Origin of the sequence: Rothia sp. HMSC071C12 (genome assembly GCF_001813895.1) — a bacterium.
Lineage (GTDB): Bacteria > Actinomycetota > Actinomycetes > Actinomycetales > Micrococcaceae > Rothia > Rothia mucilaginosa.
The window spans coordinates 411,532-428,565 of record NZ_KV814374.1; the positions used below are offsets into that span (position 1 = coordinate 411,532).

A 17,034-nucleotide genomic window follows, 5' to 3' on the forward strand; every position below is an offset into this window, starting at 1 on the left:
TTCCGGATATATAAAGCCCGAAAGGACATCATGAAGGTACTCGTTACCGGCGGCGCCGGCTACATCGGCTCCCACACTGTACTTGAACTGCTCAAGGCAGGCCACGACGTCGTCGTCATGGATAACCTCGCGAACTCTTCCGAGGAGTCCCTCAAGCGCGTCGCTGAACTCGCTGGCCGCGCCCCCGAGTTCCACAAGGTTGACCTGCTCGACCTCGAAGGTATGAAGGCTCTCTTCAAGCAGGTTCGCCCCGACGCTGTGATTCACTTTGCGGGCCTGAAGGCTGTGGGCGAGTCCGCTGAGAAGCCGCTGTGGTACTACCAGACCAACGTGGCTGGCACCCTGAACCTGCTGTACGCAATGGACGAGGCTGACTGCCACTCCATCGTGTTCTCCTCCTCCGCTACCGTGTACGGTGAGCCCGAGTCCATGCCTCTGATCGAGAAGATGAACATGGACGCACAGTCCTGCTACGGCCGCACCAAGGAGCACATTGAGGACATGCTGGTTGACCTGGCTGCTTCCGATCCCAAGTGGAACATTGCTCTGCTGCGTTACTTCAACCCCGTTGGTGCGCACGAGTCCGGCCGTATCGGTGAGGACCCGGCGGGTATCCCGAACAACCTGGTGCCCTTCATCGCGCAGGTTGCTGTGGGTCGCCGCGATCACCTGAACGTCTTCGGTAACGACTACCCGACCGTTGACGGTACCGGCGTGCGCGACTACATCCACGTGGTTGACCTGGCTGACGGTCACCTGAAGGCGCTGGATTACATTACCCAGCACGGCGGCCTGCACACCTGGAACTTGGGTACCGGTAACGGCTACTCGGTTCTGCAGGTTCTGCACGCGTTCGAGGAGGCGTGCGGTAAGGAGCTGCCGTACAAGATTGTGGATCGTCGCCCCGGTGACGTTGCGGTCTCTTACGCTGATCCTTCCTCTGCTCTGGCGGATTTGGGTTGGAGCGCTAGCCGCGACATTAAGACCATGGTTCGCGACCACTGGAACTGGCAGAAGAACAACCCCAACGGTTACGAAGCCTAAGCTGTTTTAGCCCCTTGTGAGGGGTGTTGAAGAGTGCCCGATAGGTGTTATCTCACCTATCGGGCACTTTTTTGCGCTTTTTTCGAAATTTTTACCAAGTCGTGACTACCTCCCCAAAGGCGTTTGACACCTCGTGAGTGCGTAGAGAAAGGGAAGAATATATTCCCTAGTCAGAGCCTTTTGTGAAGATGGGGTGTTTTTTACCCATATTTTTACGTCAAAAATACTATAACTATGCATTCATGCTTAAAAATTCACATTGCTTACACAGTAAAGTGAATATTTTGCAGACAGGAAACCGCCTGAGGCGTAAGCTGAAAACTCAGCATACAGACAACCCGCATCATAGACGCACCTCACGTGAAAGGGTTCAAAATGTCCGCACAGGCAGCTCCCGAAGCGCAGAAAAACCTCATCGAAATCGCCAACGTCAACAAGTACTACGGCACCAACCACGTTCTGAAGAACATCAATCTTTCCGTGGGAAAAGGTGAGGTCGTCGTCCTCCTCGGCCCCTCCGGTTCCGGCAAATCCACCCTCTGCCGAACCATCAACCGTCTCGAAACTATCACCAGCGGATCCATCACCATTGACGGACAAGAACTACCCGAAGAAGGCCGCGCCCTCGCCAAGCTTCGCGCCGAAGTCGGCATGGTCTTCCAGTCCTACAACCTCTTCGCCCACAAGAACATTCTCGATAACGTAACCCTTGGGCCCCGCCGAATCCGCAAAATGTCCAAGTCAGAGGCAGAAGCAGAAGCCATGAACCTGCTCGCGAAGGTCGGTGTGGATTCCCAGGTGCACAAGATGCCCGCAGAGCTTTCCGGCGGTCAGCAGCAGCGCGTCGCCATCGCCCGTGCACTCGCCATGAGACCTAAGGTCATGCTCTTCGACGAACCCACCAGCGCGCTCGACCCCGAGATGGTCAACGAAGTGCTCGACACTATGGTCTCCCTCGCGAGGGAAGGCATGACCATGATCGTGGTGACCCACGAGATGGGTTTTGCCCGCAAGGCGGCAGACCGCATCGTCTTCCTTGCCGACGGCGAGATCATCGAAGAGGCGCACCCGGACGAGTTCTTCACCAACCCGAAGAGCGAGCGCGCCAAGGACTTCCTCTCCAAGATCATCAACCACTAAAGCAGAGGGACCGACATGCAAAAATATTCACGTAGGCTCGCGGCACTCGCCGCAGCAGTATCCCTCGCTCTGACCGGCGTCCTCGCCGGATGCTCCAGCACAGACAGCGACCATAAAATCCGCATCGGCATCAAAGTAGACCAGCCCGGCCTCGGTTACCAGGACGGCAACACCTACACCGGTTTCGACGTGGAGGTGGCACGCTACGTCGCCGGCAAGCTCGGCTACTCCGAAGAGCAGATTGAGTTCGTCGAATCCCCCGCCGCTAACCGCGAAAACATGCTCAACACCGGTCAGGTAGACATGATTTTTGCGACCTACTCCATCTCTGAAAGCCGCAAGAAGACTGTGGACTTCGCAGGCCCCTACTACACCGCAGGTCAGGACCTGCTCGTGCGTGCCGACAACACCGATATTCACGGCCCGGACGACCTCAACGGCAAGAACCTCTGCTCCGTCACCGGCTCCACCAGCGCCCAGAAGGTGCAGGACAAGTTCGCCAAGAACGTGAACCTGGTCAAGCAGAACAGCTACTCCGACTGCGTGGTCGCCCTCAACGGCGGCGTGGTGGACGCCGTCACCACCGACGACATTACCCTCGCCGGTCTGGCAGCCACCAAAGCGAACAAGGGCAAGCTGAAAGTGGTCGGCTCCCCCTTCACGACCGAACGCTACGGCGTGGGTCTGCCCAAGGGCACCGACAAGTGCGAAGCCGTGAACAACGCCATCAACGAGATGGTTGCCGACGGTACCTGGGAGAAGCTCATCACCAAGTACACCGAAGGCACCGGCTACCACTACAACACCGAAACCAACCCGCCGCACCTGGGCACCTCCTGTGCCTAGGCCTCTAGAGAGGTTCACGAATGTCATTCTTTGACCAACTCGGCACCCTCCTGTCCAAGTACGATGTGGTTGGCGCCTTCATGACCAATATTCAGCTGACCTTCTGGGCGGCTCTTGGCTCGTTCGTTCTCGGTACCGTGCTGGCGCTCATGCGCATCAGCCCCGTCCCGTCCCTGCGCTGGGTGGGCACCGCCTATGTGCATACTGTCCGTAATACTCCGCTCACCATCATGATGACTTTCGCCATTTTGGGTGTGTGGACGCAGTTCCAGCTCTCCTTCTCGCACGATTTCGACACGAACTTCTTCGTGTACGCGGTCATTGCCCTGTCGATTTACCATTCGGCGTTTATCTGCGAAGCGATTCGTTCGGGTGTGAACACCGTGCCGAAGGGGCAGGCTGAGGCGGCACGCGCTATCGGCCTGGGCTTCTTCGACACCGCCCGCCTGGTGATTTTCCCTCAGGCTCTACGCGGCGCCATTACCCCGCTCGGCAATACTCTGATTGCGTTGACGAAGAACAGCACTGTCGCCTCGGTCGCGTCGGTGGCGGAGGCCTCCGGGCTGATGAAATCCATGATTGAGTTCGACGCGAACATGGTGCTCGCTATCTTCATCATGTTTGCGATGGGCTTCGTCATTATTGTTGTTCCCATTGGTGCGTTGACCACCTGGTCATCCCGTAAGCTGGCGGTGAAGCGATGAAAAACCCTTTTATCAGTAATGACACCCGCGCCACTTCTTCGGTGCTTTTCGACGAGCCGGGTCCTATTGCGCAGCGTCGTATCCGCATCTTCAACATTGTTGCTGTAGTCCTTTTTGCACTATTTGCGGTGTATGTGCTGACCGTGATGGGTCAGAAGGGGCAGCTGGAGGCAGAAAAGTGGACTGACCTGTTCACTGCCCGCGCCTGGAGCTCCTACTACCTGCCGGGCCTTGCCTCGACCCTGTCGGCGGCAGCGGTTTCGGTGGTTACCTCGGTTGCGTTCGGTGTGGTCTTCGGTATTGCTCGACTCTCCCAGTACCGCGTTATCCGCTGGTTCGGCACCGTGGTGGTAGAGTTCTTCCGCGCCGTGCCGGTGCTGATCATGATGATCTTCTTCTGGCTGTTCTTGGGCAAGTACAGCGGCCTTCCGCCGGCTCAGCTGCCCTTCATCGCCGTGGTGATTGGTCTGACCCTGTACAACGGCTCGGTGATTGCTGAGCTACTGCGTTCGGGCGTGAAGCAACTTCCTCGCGGTCAGGGCGAGGCGGGTCTTGCGATTGGTCTGACCCCGACCCAGACGCTGATTCGGATCCTGCTTCCGCAGGCGTTCACCGCGATGATGCCCTCGATGCTCAGCCAGTTCGTTGTGATTCTGAAGGACACCGCCCTCGGTTACATCATCTCCTACCCCGAGCTGCTCGCTTCGGCGCGCCGCATCGGTTCCGGTGACGGCAACGTGCTGCAGACCCTGATTCTGGCGGCGGCACTCTTCGTGACGGTGAACTTCGTGCTGACGGCTGTAGCAACCGGCATTACGGACAGGCTGGCGTCGCGCACCTCCGCAAAGGTGACCCGAAACCTGATTCCGGACGCTCTGGATAACCCGAACCCGCCGACCGTTCAGATGTTCGTTCTGCCCGGCGACCGCAAGTAACCCTTCTCGTTCGGGCTCCTCAGCCAACGATTATCAGCAGATACGGCAAAGCCCCAGCACTCCCCTTTCGGGAGGGTGCGGGGGCTTTCTGCTATGCGGGCTAGTTAGACCCGTCGGGGCTACTTAGCGGCCGATGCCTTCAGACGCTCAGCAGCCTTCGCCACCGCCTCATCAGAAGCGGTCAGAGCGATACGCACGTAGCCTTCGCCGTCCTCGCCGTAGAACACGCCGGGGCCAGCAATAATACCCAGCTCCGCCAGGCGACCAATGGAATCCCAGGTTGACTCACCGAAAGTGGTCCACAGGTACAGGCCAGCCTCAGAGTCCTCAATGCGGCCACCGGCGGCGGTAATCGCCTCCTCCAGCACCTCGCGGCGGGCACGGTACAGGTCCTTCTGCGCCGCCACGTGCGCCTCATCAGCCAACGCAACCATCATCGCAGCCTGCACGGGTGCGGGCACAATCATGCCGGCGTGCTTGCGGCTATTAATCAGGTTCGGCATCAGCTCGGGGGCACCGGCAATGAACGCGGCACGGTAACCGGCGAGGTTCGACTGCTTCGACAGCGAGTACACCGCGAACAGGCCGGTGAAGTCGCCGTCACACACGCGCGGATCCAGGATGGACGGCACCGGCTGACCGCCGCGCGCCTCATCCCAGGCACCCCAACCGAGCTCCGCGTAGCATTCATCGGATGCCACCACGGCACCGATTTCGCGCGCCTGCGCCACAATCTCACGCAGCTGCTCCACGGTACGGACCGTGCCGTTCGGGTTCGCCGGGGAGTTCACCCAAATCAGCTTCACACGGCTGCGGGTGTCAGCGTCCAGCTCATCCAAGCTATCGGCGGGCACAGACTCGGCGCGGGCGAAGCGGGCACCCATATCGTAGGTGGGGTACGCAACGCGCGGGTACACGACCACATCGCCCGTGCCCAGACCCAGCAGGAACGGCAGCCACGCCACGAGCTCCTTCGAACCGACCGTGGGCATGATCGCCTCCGGGCTCAGACCGGTCACGCCGCGGCGGCGCGCAAACCACTCGGCAATAGCCTCACGCAGGGCGGGGGTGCCGTGGGTGGTCGGGTAGCCGGGAGCGTCAGAGGCAGCCGCCAGTGCCTCGCGAATGTTCTGCGGGGTCGGGTCAACCGGGGTGCCGATGGACAGGTCCACCGGGCCGTCCGGGTGGGCGGCCGCGGTTGCGCGGTAGGGGGCGAGTGCCTCCCAGGGGTATTCGGGCAGGTTCAGGCCGTAAGTCATTGTGTCACCTGGTTGCTTGGGAATAGTTTTCGTCATTTTAGTCTAGCGTCCGTGCGCTGGCGTGCCTACAGCAAGAGCCTCCATTCCAGCGCCTAGACGGTGCGTGGGCACCGGGTGCTGTGATGGAGGCTCTTGGCACCCATTAGCGGGTGCGGTCAGTCTATGCGGTTGTCGCTATTATTCGCCGCAGGGATTACTCGCCACGAGGGGGCAACGCCGCGATGAAGGGCACGTCCTTGCCGGTGGGGCCGAGCTTTGCTGCGCCGCCGGGGGAACCCAGGTCGTCGAAGAAGTCTGCGTTGGCGCTGACGTATTCGCTCCACTCTTCGGGGACGTCGTCTTCGTAGTAGATTGCTTCTACGGGGCAGACGGGCTCGCAGGCGCCGCAGTCCACGCACTCATCCGGGTGGATGTACAGGGTGCGTTCGCCTTCGTAGATGCAGTCGACGGGGCATTCTTCAACGCATGCGCGGTCTTTGACATCCACGCAGGGAAGCGCGATTACGTAGGTCATTGGTGTGCCTTTCTAGAAGCTGTTCGCCCCGTGCCCGCCGGTCTGCGGGTCGTCTGCTGCAGGGCAAAATCTACAGAGTAAACCGCCGAGTAGGTGGTACCCGGCGGGGAAGTCTGTGTATAGTCTATCGCGCGCTGACTGTTTAACAGTATTTTCGTGGTGTATCAGACAGTGGGTCATTGGGTTTGTGGGGGTATTTTTTAGGCTAGGCTGACCTGGTATTTATTTGCATTACGACTAGTCGGCTGGATTTTAAAAATAGATTAAGCCAAAAATGAAATCTTCGTCACATGAATTTTTTGATGAAGTCGCCGCTATTTCCACCCCGCTAAATTCACCGAATAACGCATAAATTTTCTTCCCTATTTTCCGCTAGCCGGGCCTCTATCCGGCGGGTACAGAAGACAGCAGCGGTGTAGCGCCCAAAAACAGCAGGAGGGGCGTCCCGGCAGACCGGAACGCCCCTCCCCTTAGGTTATGACATAGTAATAGCCTTCAGGCTACTTCTTAGCGCGCGCACGCTGATGCGCCGCACGCGGCGAGAAATACTGTGCGTCCTTCACGCGAGCGCGCGTGTACACGAGCATGCCCAGCATCGCCGCAACCGGGGCACCAAACCACCACAGGGCACCGTACAGGCCAATCGCCGAATGGCCCGGGTTCACCAAAACAAACGGCGAATCGGGGCGACCGTAACCGAGCACGTACACGGTCACGAACACTGCAACAGCCACGACCGCCGCTGCGTAGCCACGGCGCAGCGACAGGGCACACCACAGGGCGGTAAAGAAAACCGTCAGGTACGCCACCAGCAAGCCGAGGGGCAGGGCGGTATCCCCTGCATACACGACCCAAGCGTGGTAGATCGACCCGGCAATACCGGCAAAAATACCCAGAATCGAGCCGGTCAGAACGCCCGCCACCAGACCAGCCTCCTGCGGCTTCGGGTGCACGGTCGCCGTCGGGTCACCGTCAAGCACACGGAAAGTCTCCACGGCAGAAATCTTCTGCGGCACCTTATTCGAGTACTCAAAAGTCTTCTCGTCCACCACCGTAATCTGGGTGCGGTGCGCCTCCATTGCCTTGCGCTTGGCGGTGCCATCACCGTAAATAGCAGCCTGCAGACGCTGATCTGCCGCGTCGAACTCGCCCTCAATACCCCAGGTGAGAATCGGGCGGTCCTCGTCATCTTCAAGAATCTGCAGGGCGCGGTGCACAATCTCGTACACGCGCACGTGGTCGGGGTGGCCGTAACCGCCGTCCGAATCGTAGCTGACCAGAACATCCGGGGTGAGGGCGCGGATAGCGGCAACCAGCGCCTGAGCCTGCGGTTCCAGCGGCTGCGCGGTCAACGAATCCTCCGCCGCCACCGGGTTGGCGACGGGCTTACCCTCCGGGCCCCACGCCATGCCGGAGTCACGGTACAGCGGCAGCGTGCCCTCCGCGACGGCGGGTTCCTGACCCAGGAAGAACTGCTTCTTCACGCCCAGCGCCTTGATAGCGCCGGCAAGCTCACCGGTGCGATACTCGCCCAGCGCCTCACCGTTATCACGGCAGCCGGGCTTACCGACCTCCAGGTGATGCAGCTCCTCGGGGATGACCTCACCCAGCTCACCGCGGGTAGCGGTCAGCAGGTACACCTCCGCGCCCTTCTGCGCATAGTACGCCATGGTTGCGCCGGTCGAGGAGGTTTCGTCATCCGGGTGTGCATGCACAAACAGGATGCGCGCCTTCTTCGCATCGTAGTTATTCGGCAGCAGGTCACGGCGCGAGCCGGGGGCGATGCGCTCACCCTGCGTGGGGTAGCTGGGGGTCGCAGAATCAGGCTGAGTGTTCTCGGTTTCAGACACAGGCTTTCCCTCTCATACGCAGGGTTGGGTTTCTTGGACGGTCAAAGCGCGCCGGCAATTTACATCGTTGATCAGCAAACGTTGAGTCGCGGACGGGTGCCGCCACCGTGCAGGCGCATTATTTTATCTTACACACTCGCATGTACAACGCGGGGTGTTCAGGCTTTTCAGAAGCGGTTTTAGGCAGAAAGCAGAAGCGCTCCGCTCTCCTTGTTCTTCTCTCCGCCCTACCCCGCCGGTACTTCCCGAACGCGCCTGAGATTTAAACAGAGCCGCCGCTACCTCCTCTTCAGAAGGCAGCGGCGGTTCTTACGCAACGACAGCACCCGCTACAGCAGGTGAGTCGCTAACGCGCTATCAGTTCGCGCTGTACTAGTTCGCGCGGGCGCGGCGGCGGAACTCGCGGACACGCTCGTTGGAATCCAGGATGACCTTACGGATACGAATCGCCTCGGGGGTCACCTCAACACACTCGTCTTCGCGAGCGAATTCCAGGCACTCTTCCAGGGTCAGCTTCTTCGGCGGGGTCAGGTTTTCGAAGTTGTCCGCGGTCGAAGAACGCATGTTGGTCAGCTTCTTTTCCTTGGTGATGTTAACTTCCATGTCGTCTGCACGGGAGTTCATACCAACGATCATGCCCTCGTACACCTCAGAGGTGGGCTCCACGAAGAAGGTGCCACGCTCCTGCAGGTTGATCATCGCGTAGGGGGTCACCACGCCGGCACGGTCAGCGATCAGCGAACCGTTGGTGCGGTACTCAATGTCGCCAGCCCACGGCTCGTGCTCAATCGAGTAGGAGGAAGAAATACCGGCACCGCGGGTCTCAGTCAGGAACTGAGTACGGAAACCAATCAGACCACGTGCGGGAACAGCGAACTCCATACGGACCCAACCGGTACCGTGGTTCGACATGTTCTCCATGCGGCCCTTACGTGCAGCCATCAGCTGGGTGACAGCACCCAGGTGTTCCTCGGGCACGTCAATGATCATGTGCTCCATGGGCTCGTAGACCTTGCCGTCGATGGTCTTGGTAACCACCTGGGGCTTACCCACGGTCAGTTCGAAGCCTTCGCGGCGCATCTGCTCCACGAGGATAGCCAGGGCGAGCTCGCCACGACCCTGAACCTCCCACGCGTCCGGACGCTGGGTGGGCAGAACCTTGATGGACACGTTACCGATCAGCTCGCGGTCCAGGCGGTCCTTCACCTGACGTGCGGTGACCTTTGCGCCCTTGACGCGGCCAGCCAGCGGGGAGGTGTTAATACCGATGGTCATGGAGATCGCGGGATCGTCCACCTTAATCAGCGGCAGGGGCTTGGGGTTCTCAGCGTCGGTCAGGGTTTCACCAATGGTGATGTCCTCGATACCAGCCACTGCGACAATCTCGCCGGGGCCAGCGGACTCTGCGGGAACACGCTCAAGAGCCTTGGTAGCCAGCAGCTCGGAGATGCGGACGTTCTTGATTTCACCGTCGTGACGTGCCCACGCAACGGTCTGGCCCTTCTTCAGGGTGCCGTTGAAGATACGGACCAGTGCCAGACGACCCAGGAACGGGGAGGAGTCCAGGTTGGTCACGTGTGCCTGCAGAACCTCGTCCGGGTTGTAGGTGGGGGCGGGCACGTGCTCGATGATGGTCTTGAACAGCGGCTCAAGGTCGTCGTTGTCGGGCAGCTGGCCGTCTGCGGGCTGGTTCAGGGATGCAGCACCAGCCTTACCGGATGCGTACACCACCGGAACGTTCAGCACAGCGTCCAGGTCCAGGTCGGGAACCTCGTCCGCCAGGTCGGATGCCAGGCCAAGCAGCAGGTCCATGGACTCGCCAACGACCTCGTCGATACGGGAGTCGGGGCGGTCAACCTTGTTCACCACGAGGATCACGGGCAGCTTAGCAGCCAGTGCCTTACGCAGCACGAAGCGGGTCTGGGGCAGCGGACCTTCGGATGCGTCCACGAGCAGCACAACGCCGTCAACCATGGACAGGCCGCGCTCCACCTCGCCACCGAAGTCGGCGTGGCCGGGGGTGTCAATAACGTTAATGGTGATGGTCTCACCGTTGGCGGAAGGGCCGTTGTAGAACACGGTGGTGTTCTTCGCCAGAATGGTGATGCCCTTTTCCTTTTCGAGGTCGCCGGAGTCCATGACTCGGTCTTCAACATCTGCGTGGGCAGAGAAGGCGTGGGTCTGCTGCAGCATCGCGTCGACGATGGTGGTCTTGCCGTGGTCAACGTGTGCCACGATGGCCACATTGCGAAGGTCGGGGCGCGAAGCGGTGTTTTCAGACATGCGTTAAGTTTCTCGCTTAAATCTAGGGGATAGTCTTGCCAGCGGGTGCGCTCTAGAAGGCGCGGGGGTCACGGGGCAGTACCTTCAGATAGGTATCTGGGGGTGTTTGCCGGTTTGAGTGTATGCCAGTGGACCCGCTCTGCAATGAGAACGTTTCCGGGCACGCCAAAACGGACCCCCCTCCGTTGGGCTTAGCTACCAGTGTATCACTAGGGCTTTTCTGCGAGCCACTCATCAATCATGCGGCGGGCAACGGCGTTCGTGCCGGGCAACTCCAGCTTGGCGGGGTCGTCCTCGTCGCTATTGCCGCGCTCCTCCGAAATAGCAATCGCCTCACGCAGCTCAGCGGCGGTGAACCAGCGGGCGGCACGAATCTCACCATCGTGATGAATGATAGGTTCGTTCTCATCCACGCGCACCCGGTAGCAAATCATGAGCGAACGCGGGAAAGGCCACACATCACTCATACGGTACTCGGTGCTCAGGGCGTGCAGGCCGGTTTCTTCGTAAACTTCGCGGGCGATTGCCTCTTCGAGGTTTTCGCCGGGGTCAACGAAACCGGCGATGAGGGCGAAGCGGTTGGGGTGCCACTGGCGGTTATTCGCCAGCAGCACGCGCTCGCCGTCGCGGCTGGTCACCAGAGCCATCACAGCGGGCTCAATGCGGGGGAACACCATCTCGCCGGAGGCGGTGCGGCGGATTCCCTTGGAGCCGAGGGGCGCCTCCTCGCCACTGTAGGCGGAGTAGCGCATGTCGATGAGGTAGTCGCGGCGTGCCAGGGCGGTGGCGTAGTGGGCGCGGCCTTCCGGATCCTCGTGGACCGGGTAGTAGCGGAAACCACTGGCGGAGGCGCGCACCCGAGGGTTATTCAGGTCGGTAGCGACCTGCGCGAGGGTTTCGTCCTCGCAGTAGAGCACGTGCACCTCTGCTTCACTATCCTTCTGGGCGTCGGCACCGTAGGCGGCGGGGCGAATCACGCTACGCGCAAGGATGGCCTCTTCGGTCAGCGGCTCGGCAGCATCGTTACCGGTCAGGTAGTGCAGGGTTCCGTCATTGTTGAGGAGGGTTTCCCCTTCGCGGGAAATGAGCAGGTAGCGCGGTGCGTGAGTGTCAGCGGGCGTGTGTTCAGGTGAAGAAGTCATAGGTTTTACTCTACATCTTGATGTTGCAAGGCCCACAACAGTGTGCCAGGTTTCGATTTTTTCGCCGTATCGTCCCATATCACCCCCGAAAGAGGTGACATAGGCACCCGAAAATAAGAGAATGGAAACATGACTACTTCTATTGACCCCACGACCACCTCCGCGTGGTCTGCTCTGTCCGCTCACCACAAGTCCCTCACTCCGAACCTGCGCGAATGGTTTGCCGCTGACCCGGAACGTGCGCAGAAGCTCAGCTTCACCGCCGACGAACTGCACGTCGACCTGTCCAAGAACCTGATTACCTCCGAAACCGTTGAGCTGCTGGTCAAGCTCGCTGAAGAGGTCAAGCTGGAGCAGGCTCGCGAGGCGATGTTCTCCGGCGAGCACATTAACGTCACCGAGGACCGCGCAGTACTGCACACCGCGCTGCGCCGCCCCGAGGGTTACACCCCGGCACTGACCGTTGACGGTCAGGACGTAGACGCAGACGTTCACGCCGTGCTGAAGAAGATCTACGCATTCGCTGAGCGCGTGCGCAACGGCGAGTGGACCGGCATCACCGGCAAGCGCATCGAGACCGTTGTGAACATCGGTATCGGCGGCTCCGACCTGGGCCCGGTCATGGTGTACGAGGCTCTCAAGCCCTACGCTGATGCAGGCATCACCGCACGCTTCATCTCCAACATTGACCCGACCGACGTGGCTGAGAAGGTCTCCGGCCTGGACCCCGAGACCACCCTGTTCATCGTCGCCTCCAAGACTTTCGGCACCCTCGAAACCCTCACCAACGCGCGCGTGGCACGCGAGTGGCTGCTGTCCGCACTGGCTGAGGCTGGCGCTCTGGAAGGTAAGGAAGCATCCGAGGCTGTGGCTAAGCACTTCGTGGCTGTCTCCACCGCACTGGATAAGGTTGCAGCATTCGGCATTGACCCCGAGAACGCTTTCGGCTTCTGGGATTGGGTTGGCGGCCGCTACTCTGTAGACTCCGCGATCGGTACCTCCTTGGCTATCGTTTTCGGTCCGAAGGTTTTCGCTGAATTCCTCGCCGGCTTCCACGCGATGGATGAGCACTTCCGCACCGCTCCCCTGGCTCAGAACGTACCCGTTCTGATGGGTCTGCTGAACATCTGGAACGTGAACTTCCTCGGTGCTGAGACCCACGCGGTTCTGCCCTACGACCAGTACCTGCACCGCTTCCCCGCATACCTGCAGCAGCTGACCATGGAGTCCAACGGCAAGTCCGTTCGCGCGGACGGCTCCTTCGTCAACTACGCAACCGGTGAAGTGTTCTGGGGCGAGCCCGGCACCAACGGCCAGCACGCTTTCTACCAGCTGATTCACCAGGGTACCCGCCTGATTCCCGCGGACTTCCTGGCATTCGCTAACCCGGTCCACCCGACCAAGGACGGCGAGCAGGACGTTCACGAGCTGTTCCTGGCTAACTTCTTCGCACAGTCCCAGGCTCTTGCTTTCGGCAAGACCGAGGAAGAGGTTCGTGCAGAGGGCACCGCAGAGCACGTGGTCAACGCACGTATCTTCAGCGGTAACCGCCCCTCCACCTCCATCATGGCGCCGCGCCTGACCCCGCGCGTTCTGGGCTCCCTGATTGCCCTGTACGAGCACATCACCTTCGTTCAGGGTGTTGTGTGGGGCATCGATTCCTTCGACCAGTGGGGTGTTGAGCTCGGTAAGAAGCTGGCGCTGGACCTGGTTCCCGCTATTGAGGGTGACCGCGAGGTTCTGGCTCGTCAGGATTCTTCGACCGCTTCGCTGATCGGCTACTACCTGAAGAACCGCACCAAGTAGTAGCTCAAACATACCCCCGAGGGTTTTATAACCTGCGGGCGTAGGATGCACAAACCGCCGGATAGGCTCCCACGTCGGGAGGCTATCCGGCGGTTTTGTTGTATCTTCTAGCTCAATACCGTGTTGCTAGTCCACCGCGGGCAGGGTGTCCGAGGCAATCTCGGCGATAATGCGCACCACGGTGGATTCGGGCAGCTGCGGGATGCCCTGCTCGTCACACACCACGCCACCGGCGTCGCGGTGGGCGGTCAGCTCCACACCCTCGGTGGCCTCTTCGCCGTCGGGGCGGGTTGTGGGCACGTGCACGAACCCGGCGGGGATACTCAGCCCCAGTTCGCGGCTGATGCGCTGGCCCTCGTAGAACACGTGGTTGCACACGTAGGTTCCGGCGGTGTACGAAATCTCGACCGGCTCCCCCGCCGCACGCAGACGCTCAAAGCTGGCGCGCACCGGAAGGGAGGAGAAGTACGCCTCCTGACCGCCCGGAGCGATCGGCTCATCGCAGCGCTGGTCGCCGTCGTTATCTTCAATACCGGCGGAGTCCAGGTTGATAGCGACCTGTTCGAGGCTGACCACGTCGCGGCCAACCGCCACGCCCAGGCTGATGAGCGCATCGGGCTGCACATCCTGCAGGGCGGTGCGCAGAGCGGTGCTGGAAACGTCGTAGCTGACGGGCAGCTCGCGGGTGATGACGTTCAAATCCGGGCGCATCCGGGTCAGCAGACGCTGAGCGCCTTCGGCGAGCGCTACGGTGGGGTTCACGGGCACGCCGGGAAACGGGCCGAAGAAGGTCAGCAACAGGGTGCGTGCCTGGTTGGGGGTGGTTGCCATAGTCGTTCTCGTTTTCTGCGTTGGTTTTATGCAGTGTTGGTTTTATTCGGCAGTGTTCTTTTCGGCGGCGTTCTTTTCGGCGGCGCGGCGCTCCAGGTCCTTGGCGAGCGCCTCCAGCAGCTCTTCGGGGGTGGTGACGATGATGAGCTCGTCCAGGTAGCGTTCGTTGAGCAGGCCGGTGGACGCCATGTAGTGCATGGCGTCGATGAGCTTGTCCCAGTAGCCGTTGACGTTCAGCAGCGCGACCGGCTTGGAGTGAATATCGAGGAACTGCCAGCTGAAAACTTCAAAGAACTCTTCGAGGGTGCCAGGGCCGCCGGGCATGGCGACAAACGCGTCAGCCTTGTCAATCATGGCGATTTTGCGCTGGTGCATGGTGTCCACAATGTCGAGGGTGGTCTGGCCGGGGTACACGCCCTCCAGGCCAACCAGCTTGTGGGTGACCACGCCGTAAACTACGCCGCCGGCGTCCAGGGTTGCGCCCGCAACGGTGCCCATGAGGCCGGTGCGGCCGCCGCCGTACACCACGCCAATATTGTTCTGGGCGCAGAGGGTGCCGAGCTCCTGGGCGCGGGTGGTGAAGAGCGGGTCGTTGCCGGAGCGTGCCCCGCAGTAGACGGCGAGGTTGTAGTCAGTCTTCTTCATGGTTCTCCTTGGGGTGTATGGGGGTTTCCGGGGTGGAGCGCCTCTATGCGTTCTACCCGTGATAGATGCTGCTATGTTGAGGGTACCGGATGCACCTGTGTACCTCATGTGTGCCACCCGCCGGTTCAGGGGGCACGTCAGGGGCGGGGGTTACGGTAGCGGGGTGCGTGCCAGCAGCGGGAAAATCTGCTCGGTATTCAGCGGTGCCTGCGATGCAGAATCGAAGGGGCTGCTCATGGCGGGGTTGACCCAGCGCAGCTCAGCGATTTCTGCCTGCGGCACCAGTGAAGCCAATAGCTCGTGTTGTTCGTCGGTGGGTGCGTATTCGTAGGTTTCGGCGCGTACCGTAAAGCCTGCCTCGTTCAGTGCCGCCGCTTCCAGGAGTCCGCGGTGGTGCATCCGGGCGGGGTCGGGGGTGAGCCCGATTTCTTCGTTCACTTCGCGGCAGGCGGTCTGTAGCGGGGTCTCCCCCGGTTCGGGTTTGCCGCCGGGCATCATGAACCCGTCGCTTCCTTGTTTGCGCACGGTGAGTACGAGCCCGTCCCGGTTGCGGATTGCTACGGCGCATACGTTCACGACGCGGTGCGTGCTGTCGATGGCGCTGTGCTCAGTAGCGCTGTGCTCAGTAGCGTTGGGTTCGGCGGGCGGGGAGGGCTGGGCTGCTTCTACTCGGTTCTGCGGGTTCTTCTGCGTGGGCATCTTTCTACCCTAGCATTTCCGTATCCTCCACCCGGCGCTGTGCGTGTTTGTCTTATTCATCCGCCCTATTGTGCGCCCTGTAGGCATTGGTTTTACGTAATATTTCGGCGAGTTATCTTATGTCCGGTTTATGCGTTTAGGTGCGTGTTACGGTGTAATTAACCGCGATGTCGCGGTACCGTATACGCACTCGACTTGGCGCGATACAGGAAGAGTGCGGATCACTCAATCACCCATGTAGAAGGAACTTCATGATGGCTAACTCTTCTCGTTCCCGCCGCTACGGTAGCGCCGGCGCTTCTGTTCTTCTTGCCGCTTCCTTGAGCTTGTGCGCTCTGCCTTCTGTTGCGGCAGCGAATACCCCGAATCCGGATAACCCACCGGTTATTACGGTCTACAACTACAAGGTTGAGACCAATACTCGTGAGTTGAAGACTGCCCTGCGTCTGAACAAGATTACGTTCAAGGCGTCGAAACTGCCCGCGAAAACTACCGCTTTCGCCCCGGCATTGCACGAGGCAAACCATAGGGGTTTCCCGTTTCTGAACCCGATTCAGACGGTGCGCGTTGAGGGCCCGTTCAAGGACGGCACGGCGACTGCGACCCATTACGTTCCCGGTAGCCTGATTGACCCGGCGAAGAACTACAGCTTCGTCGCTAATATCATCGTTGATGGTTACGGGGGCGGTCAGGTTCTGCGCATGGACGTTGTGAAGGATAGCGCCGCACCGGTTCTGCACGTGGATTCGCCGCGTCTGAACACCAAGGGTGAGACTGTGTTGAAGGTGCGCGGTACCGGCTACACCGGTGAGGCGACCCCGCACGGTGTGCGCGTGGTGGTGTCTGATACGAATGTGTGGGTTCCCGGTCGTTTTCCTCAGACGGGTATGCGCTTCGTGGCTGAGGTGACCGTACCTGCTTCGCAGATTCACAACGGTGCTTTTGAGACGGAGGTGAAGGTCCCGGCGGATGTTGCGGCGACGCTGAATACCTCTCACAAGTACATTGCGGGCACTATGGCGGCTGGCGTTCAGGGTGCTGAGTACGGCTCGTTTGATGCTCAGAAGCCTCTTGAGCTTTTCGCGCAGGAGCCCGTGGTTTCTGCGGTTCCGACCTATGCTCCGACGGTGGCTCCTCTGCCGGAAGCAACCGTGGGCGTGAACCCCACCGACGCACCCACCGTAGCGCCCTTGCCGGAAGCAACCGTGGGTGTAAACCCGACCGACGCACCGACCGTGGCACCCCTGCCCGAGGCAACCGTTGGCGTGAACCCGACCGACGCACCGACCGTAGCGCCCTTGCCGGAAGCAACCATCGGTGTAAACCCGACCGACGC

At 60.6% G+C, this 17,034-nt stretch carries 14 protein-coding genes and 1 pseudogene; 7 read left to right on the top strand and 8 right to left on the bottom strand.

Translation table 11 applies throughout. The annotated features are described in order from the left end of the window. Positions 1–30: 30 nt before the first annotated feature. The 5 genes from galE (at position 31) to HMPREF2942_RS06710 (ending at position 4,669) form a co-directional block, all read left to right on the top strand. Complete coding sequence (gene galE, locus HMPREF2942_RS06690; protein WP_070688695.1) at positions 31–1,044, top strand: UDP-glucose 4-epimerase GalE; 1,014 nt, start codon at positions 31–33, stop codon at positions 1,042–1,044. Positions 1,045–1,419: 375 nt separating this feature from the next. Beyond that, a complete protein-coding gene (locus HMPREF2942_RS06695) occupies positions 1,420–2,184 on the top strand; it encodes an amino acid ABC transporter ATP-binding protein (protein WP_070688696.1) in 765 nt (254 codons plus the stop codon). 15 nt (positions 2,185–2,199) lie between these two features. Further along, entirely contained in the window at positions 2,200–3,030 is an 831-nt protein-coding gene (locus HMPREF2942_RS06700; RefSeq protein ID WP_070688697.1) for a glutamate ABC transporter substrate-binding protein, read from the top strand. Between the two features lie 20 nt (positions 3,031–3,050). After that, a complete protein-coding gene (locus HMPREF2942_RS06705) occupies positions 3,051–3,734 on the top strand; it encodes an amino acid ABC transporter permease (RefSeq protein ID WP_049327621.1) in 684 nt (227 codons plus the stop codon). Next, the gene (locus HMPREF2942_RS06710; protein ID WP_070688698.1) at positions 3,731–4,669 is read left to right on the top strand and encodes an amino acid ABC transporter permease; all 939 of its coding nucleotides are present in this window, start codon (positions 3,731–3,733) and stop codon (positions 4,667–4,669) included. Before HMPREF2942_RS06705 ends, HMPREF2942_RS06710 begins: the two co-directional genes overlap by 4 nt. Before the next feature lie 119 nt (positions 4,670–4,788). On the opposite strand, the gene dapC is transcribed toward HMPREF2942_RS06710, so the two are convergent. The 5 genes from dapC to HMPREF2942_RS06735 all read right to left on the bottom strand — a co-directional run bounded on the left by dapC (position 4,789) and on the right by HMPREF2942_RS06735 (position 11,717). Continuing rightward, the gene (dapC, locus tag HMPREF2942_RS06715; RefSeq protein WP_070688699.1) at positions 4,789–5,928 is read right to left on the bottom strand and encodes a succinyldiaminopimelate transaminase; all 1,140 of its coding nucleotides are present in this window, start codon (positions 5,926–5,928) and stop codon (positions 4,789–4,791) included. Between the two features lie 193 nt (positions 5,929–6,121). Further along, complete coding sequence (gene fdxA / locus HMPREF2942_RS06720) at positions 6,122–6,442, bottom strand: ferredoxin (protein WP_005505213.1); 321 nt, start codon at positions 6,440–6,442, stop codon at positions 6,122–6,124. Positions 6,443–6,942: 500 nt separating this feature from the next. After that, complete coding sequence (locus tag HMPREF2942_RS06725; RefSeq protein ID WP_070688700.1) at positions 6,943–8,292, bottom strand: PIG-L family deacetylase; 1,350 nt, start codon at positions 8,290–8,292, stop codon at positions 6,943–6,945. A gap of 372 nt (positions 8,293–8,664) precedes the next feature. Then, on the bottom strand, positions 8,665–10,575 hold the full coding sequence (gene typA / locus HMPREF2942_RS06730) for a translational GTPase TypA (protein ID WP_049337315.1): 1,911 nt from the start codon (positions 10,573–10,575) through the stop codon (positions 8,665–8,667). A gap of 209 nt (positions 10,576–10,784) precedes the next feature. Continuing rightward, the gene (locus HMPREF2942_RS06735) at positions 10,785–11,717 is read right to left on the bottom strand and encodes an NAD(+) diphosphatase (RefSeq protein ID WP_070688701.1); all 933 of its coding nucleotides are present in this window, start codon (positions 11,715–11,717) and stop codon (positions 10,785–10,787) included. A gap of 129 nt (positions 11,718–11,846) precedes the next feature. Between HMPREF2942_RS06735 and pgi the strand changes: the two genes are divergently transcribed. After that, the gene (gene pgi / locus HMPREF2942_RS06740) at positions 11,847–13,523 is read left to right on the top strand and encodes a glucose-6-phosphate isomerase (RefSeq protein ID WP_070688702.1); all 1,677 of its coding nucleotides are present in this window, start codon (positions 11,847–11,849) and stop codon (positions 13,521–13,523) included. A 126-nt stretch (positions 13,524–13,649) separates the two neighbouring features. Here the strand turns inward: pgi and HMPREF2942_RS06745 are convergent, their stop codons facing one another. The 3 genes from HMPREF2942_RS06745 to HMPREF2942_RS06755 form a co-directional block, all read right to left on the bottom strand. Beyond that, complete coding sequence (locus tag HMPREF2942_RS06745) at positions 13,650–14,354, bottom strand: pyroglutamyl-peptidase I (protein WP_049341842.1); 705 nt, start codon at positions 14,352–14,354, stop codon at positions 13,650–13,652. A 42-nt stretch (positions 14,355–14,396) separates the two neighbouring features. Further along, positions 14,397–14,999: an LOG family protein gene (locus HMPREF2942_RS06750; RefSeq protein WP_049341841.1), complete on the bottom strand. Its 603-nt coding sequence runs from the start codon at positions 14,997–14,999 to the stop codon at positions 14,397–14,399. A gap of 150 nt (positions 15,000–15,149) precedes the next feature. Further along, positions 15,150–15,698 (bottom strand): NUDIX hydrolase, encoded by a 549-nt coding sequence (locus HMPREF2942_RS06755; protein WP_210399391.1) that lies wholly within the window; start codon positions 15,696–15,698, stop codon positions 15,150–15,152. Between the two features lie 251 nt (positions 15,699–15,949). Between HMPREF2942_RS06755 and HMPREF2942_RS06760 the strand changes: the two are divergent. Beyond that, positions 15,950–17,034, top strand: a pseudogene (locus tag HMPREF2942_RS06760) (hypothetical protein); the annotation flags it as partial.

Coding starts and splice junctions, on each gene's coding strand:
- fdxA (WP_005505213.1), bottom strand. CDS start 6,442: ATGACCTACGTAATCGCGCTTCCCTGCGTGGATGTCAAAGACCGCGCA.
- dapC (WP_070688699.1), bottom strand. CDS start 5,928: ATGACTTACGGCCTGAACCTGCCCGAATACCCCTGGGAGGCACTCGCC.
- HMPREF2942_RS06705 (WP_049327621.1), top strand. CDS start 3,051: ATGTCATTCTTTGACCAACTCGGCACCCTCCTGTCCAAGTACGATGTG.
- HMPREF2942_RS06755 (WP_210399391.1), bottom strand. CDS start 15,698: ATGCCCACGCAGAAGAACCCGCAGAACCGAGTAGAAGCAGCCCAGCCC.
- pgi (WP_070688702.1), top strand. CDS start 11,847: ATGACTACTTCTATTGACCCCACGACCACCTCCGCGTGGTCTGCTCTG.
- HMPREF2942_RS06735 (WP_070688701.1), bottom strand. CDS start 11,717: ATGACTTCTTCACCTGAACACACGCCCGCTGACACTCACGCACCGCGC.
- HMPREF2942_RS06750 (WP_049341841.1), bottom strand. CDS start 14,999: ATGAAGAAGACTGACTACAACCTCGCCGTCTACTGCGGGGCACGCTCC.
- HMPREF2942_RS06710 (WP_070688698.1), top strand. CDS start 3,731: ATGAAAAACCCTTTTATCAGTAATGACACCCGCGCCACTTCTTCGGTG.
- HMPREF2942_RS06700 (WP_070688697.1), top strand. CDS start 2,200: ATGCAAAAATATTCACGTAGGCTCGCGGCACTCGCCGCAGCAGTATCC.
- HMPREF2942_RS06745 (WP_049341842.1), bottom strand. CDS start 14,354: ATGGCAACCACCCCCAACCAGGCACGCACCCTGTTGCTGACCTTCTTC.
- galE (WP_070688695.1), top strand. CDS start 31: ATGAAGGTACTCGTTACCGGCGGCGCCGGCTACATCGGCTCCCACACT.
- typA (WP_049337315.1), bottom strand. CDS start 10,575: ATGTCTGAAAACACCGCTTCGCGCCCCGACCTTCGCAATGTGGCCATC.
- HMPREF2942_RS06695 (WP_070688696.1), top strand. CDS start 1,420: ATGTCCGCACAGGCAGCTCCCGAAGCGCAGAAAAACCTCATCGAAATC.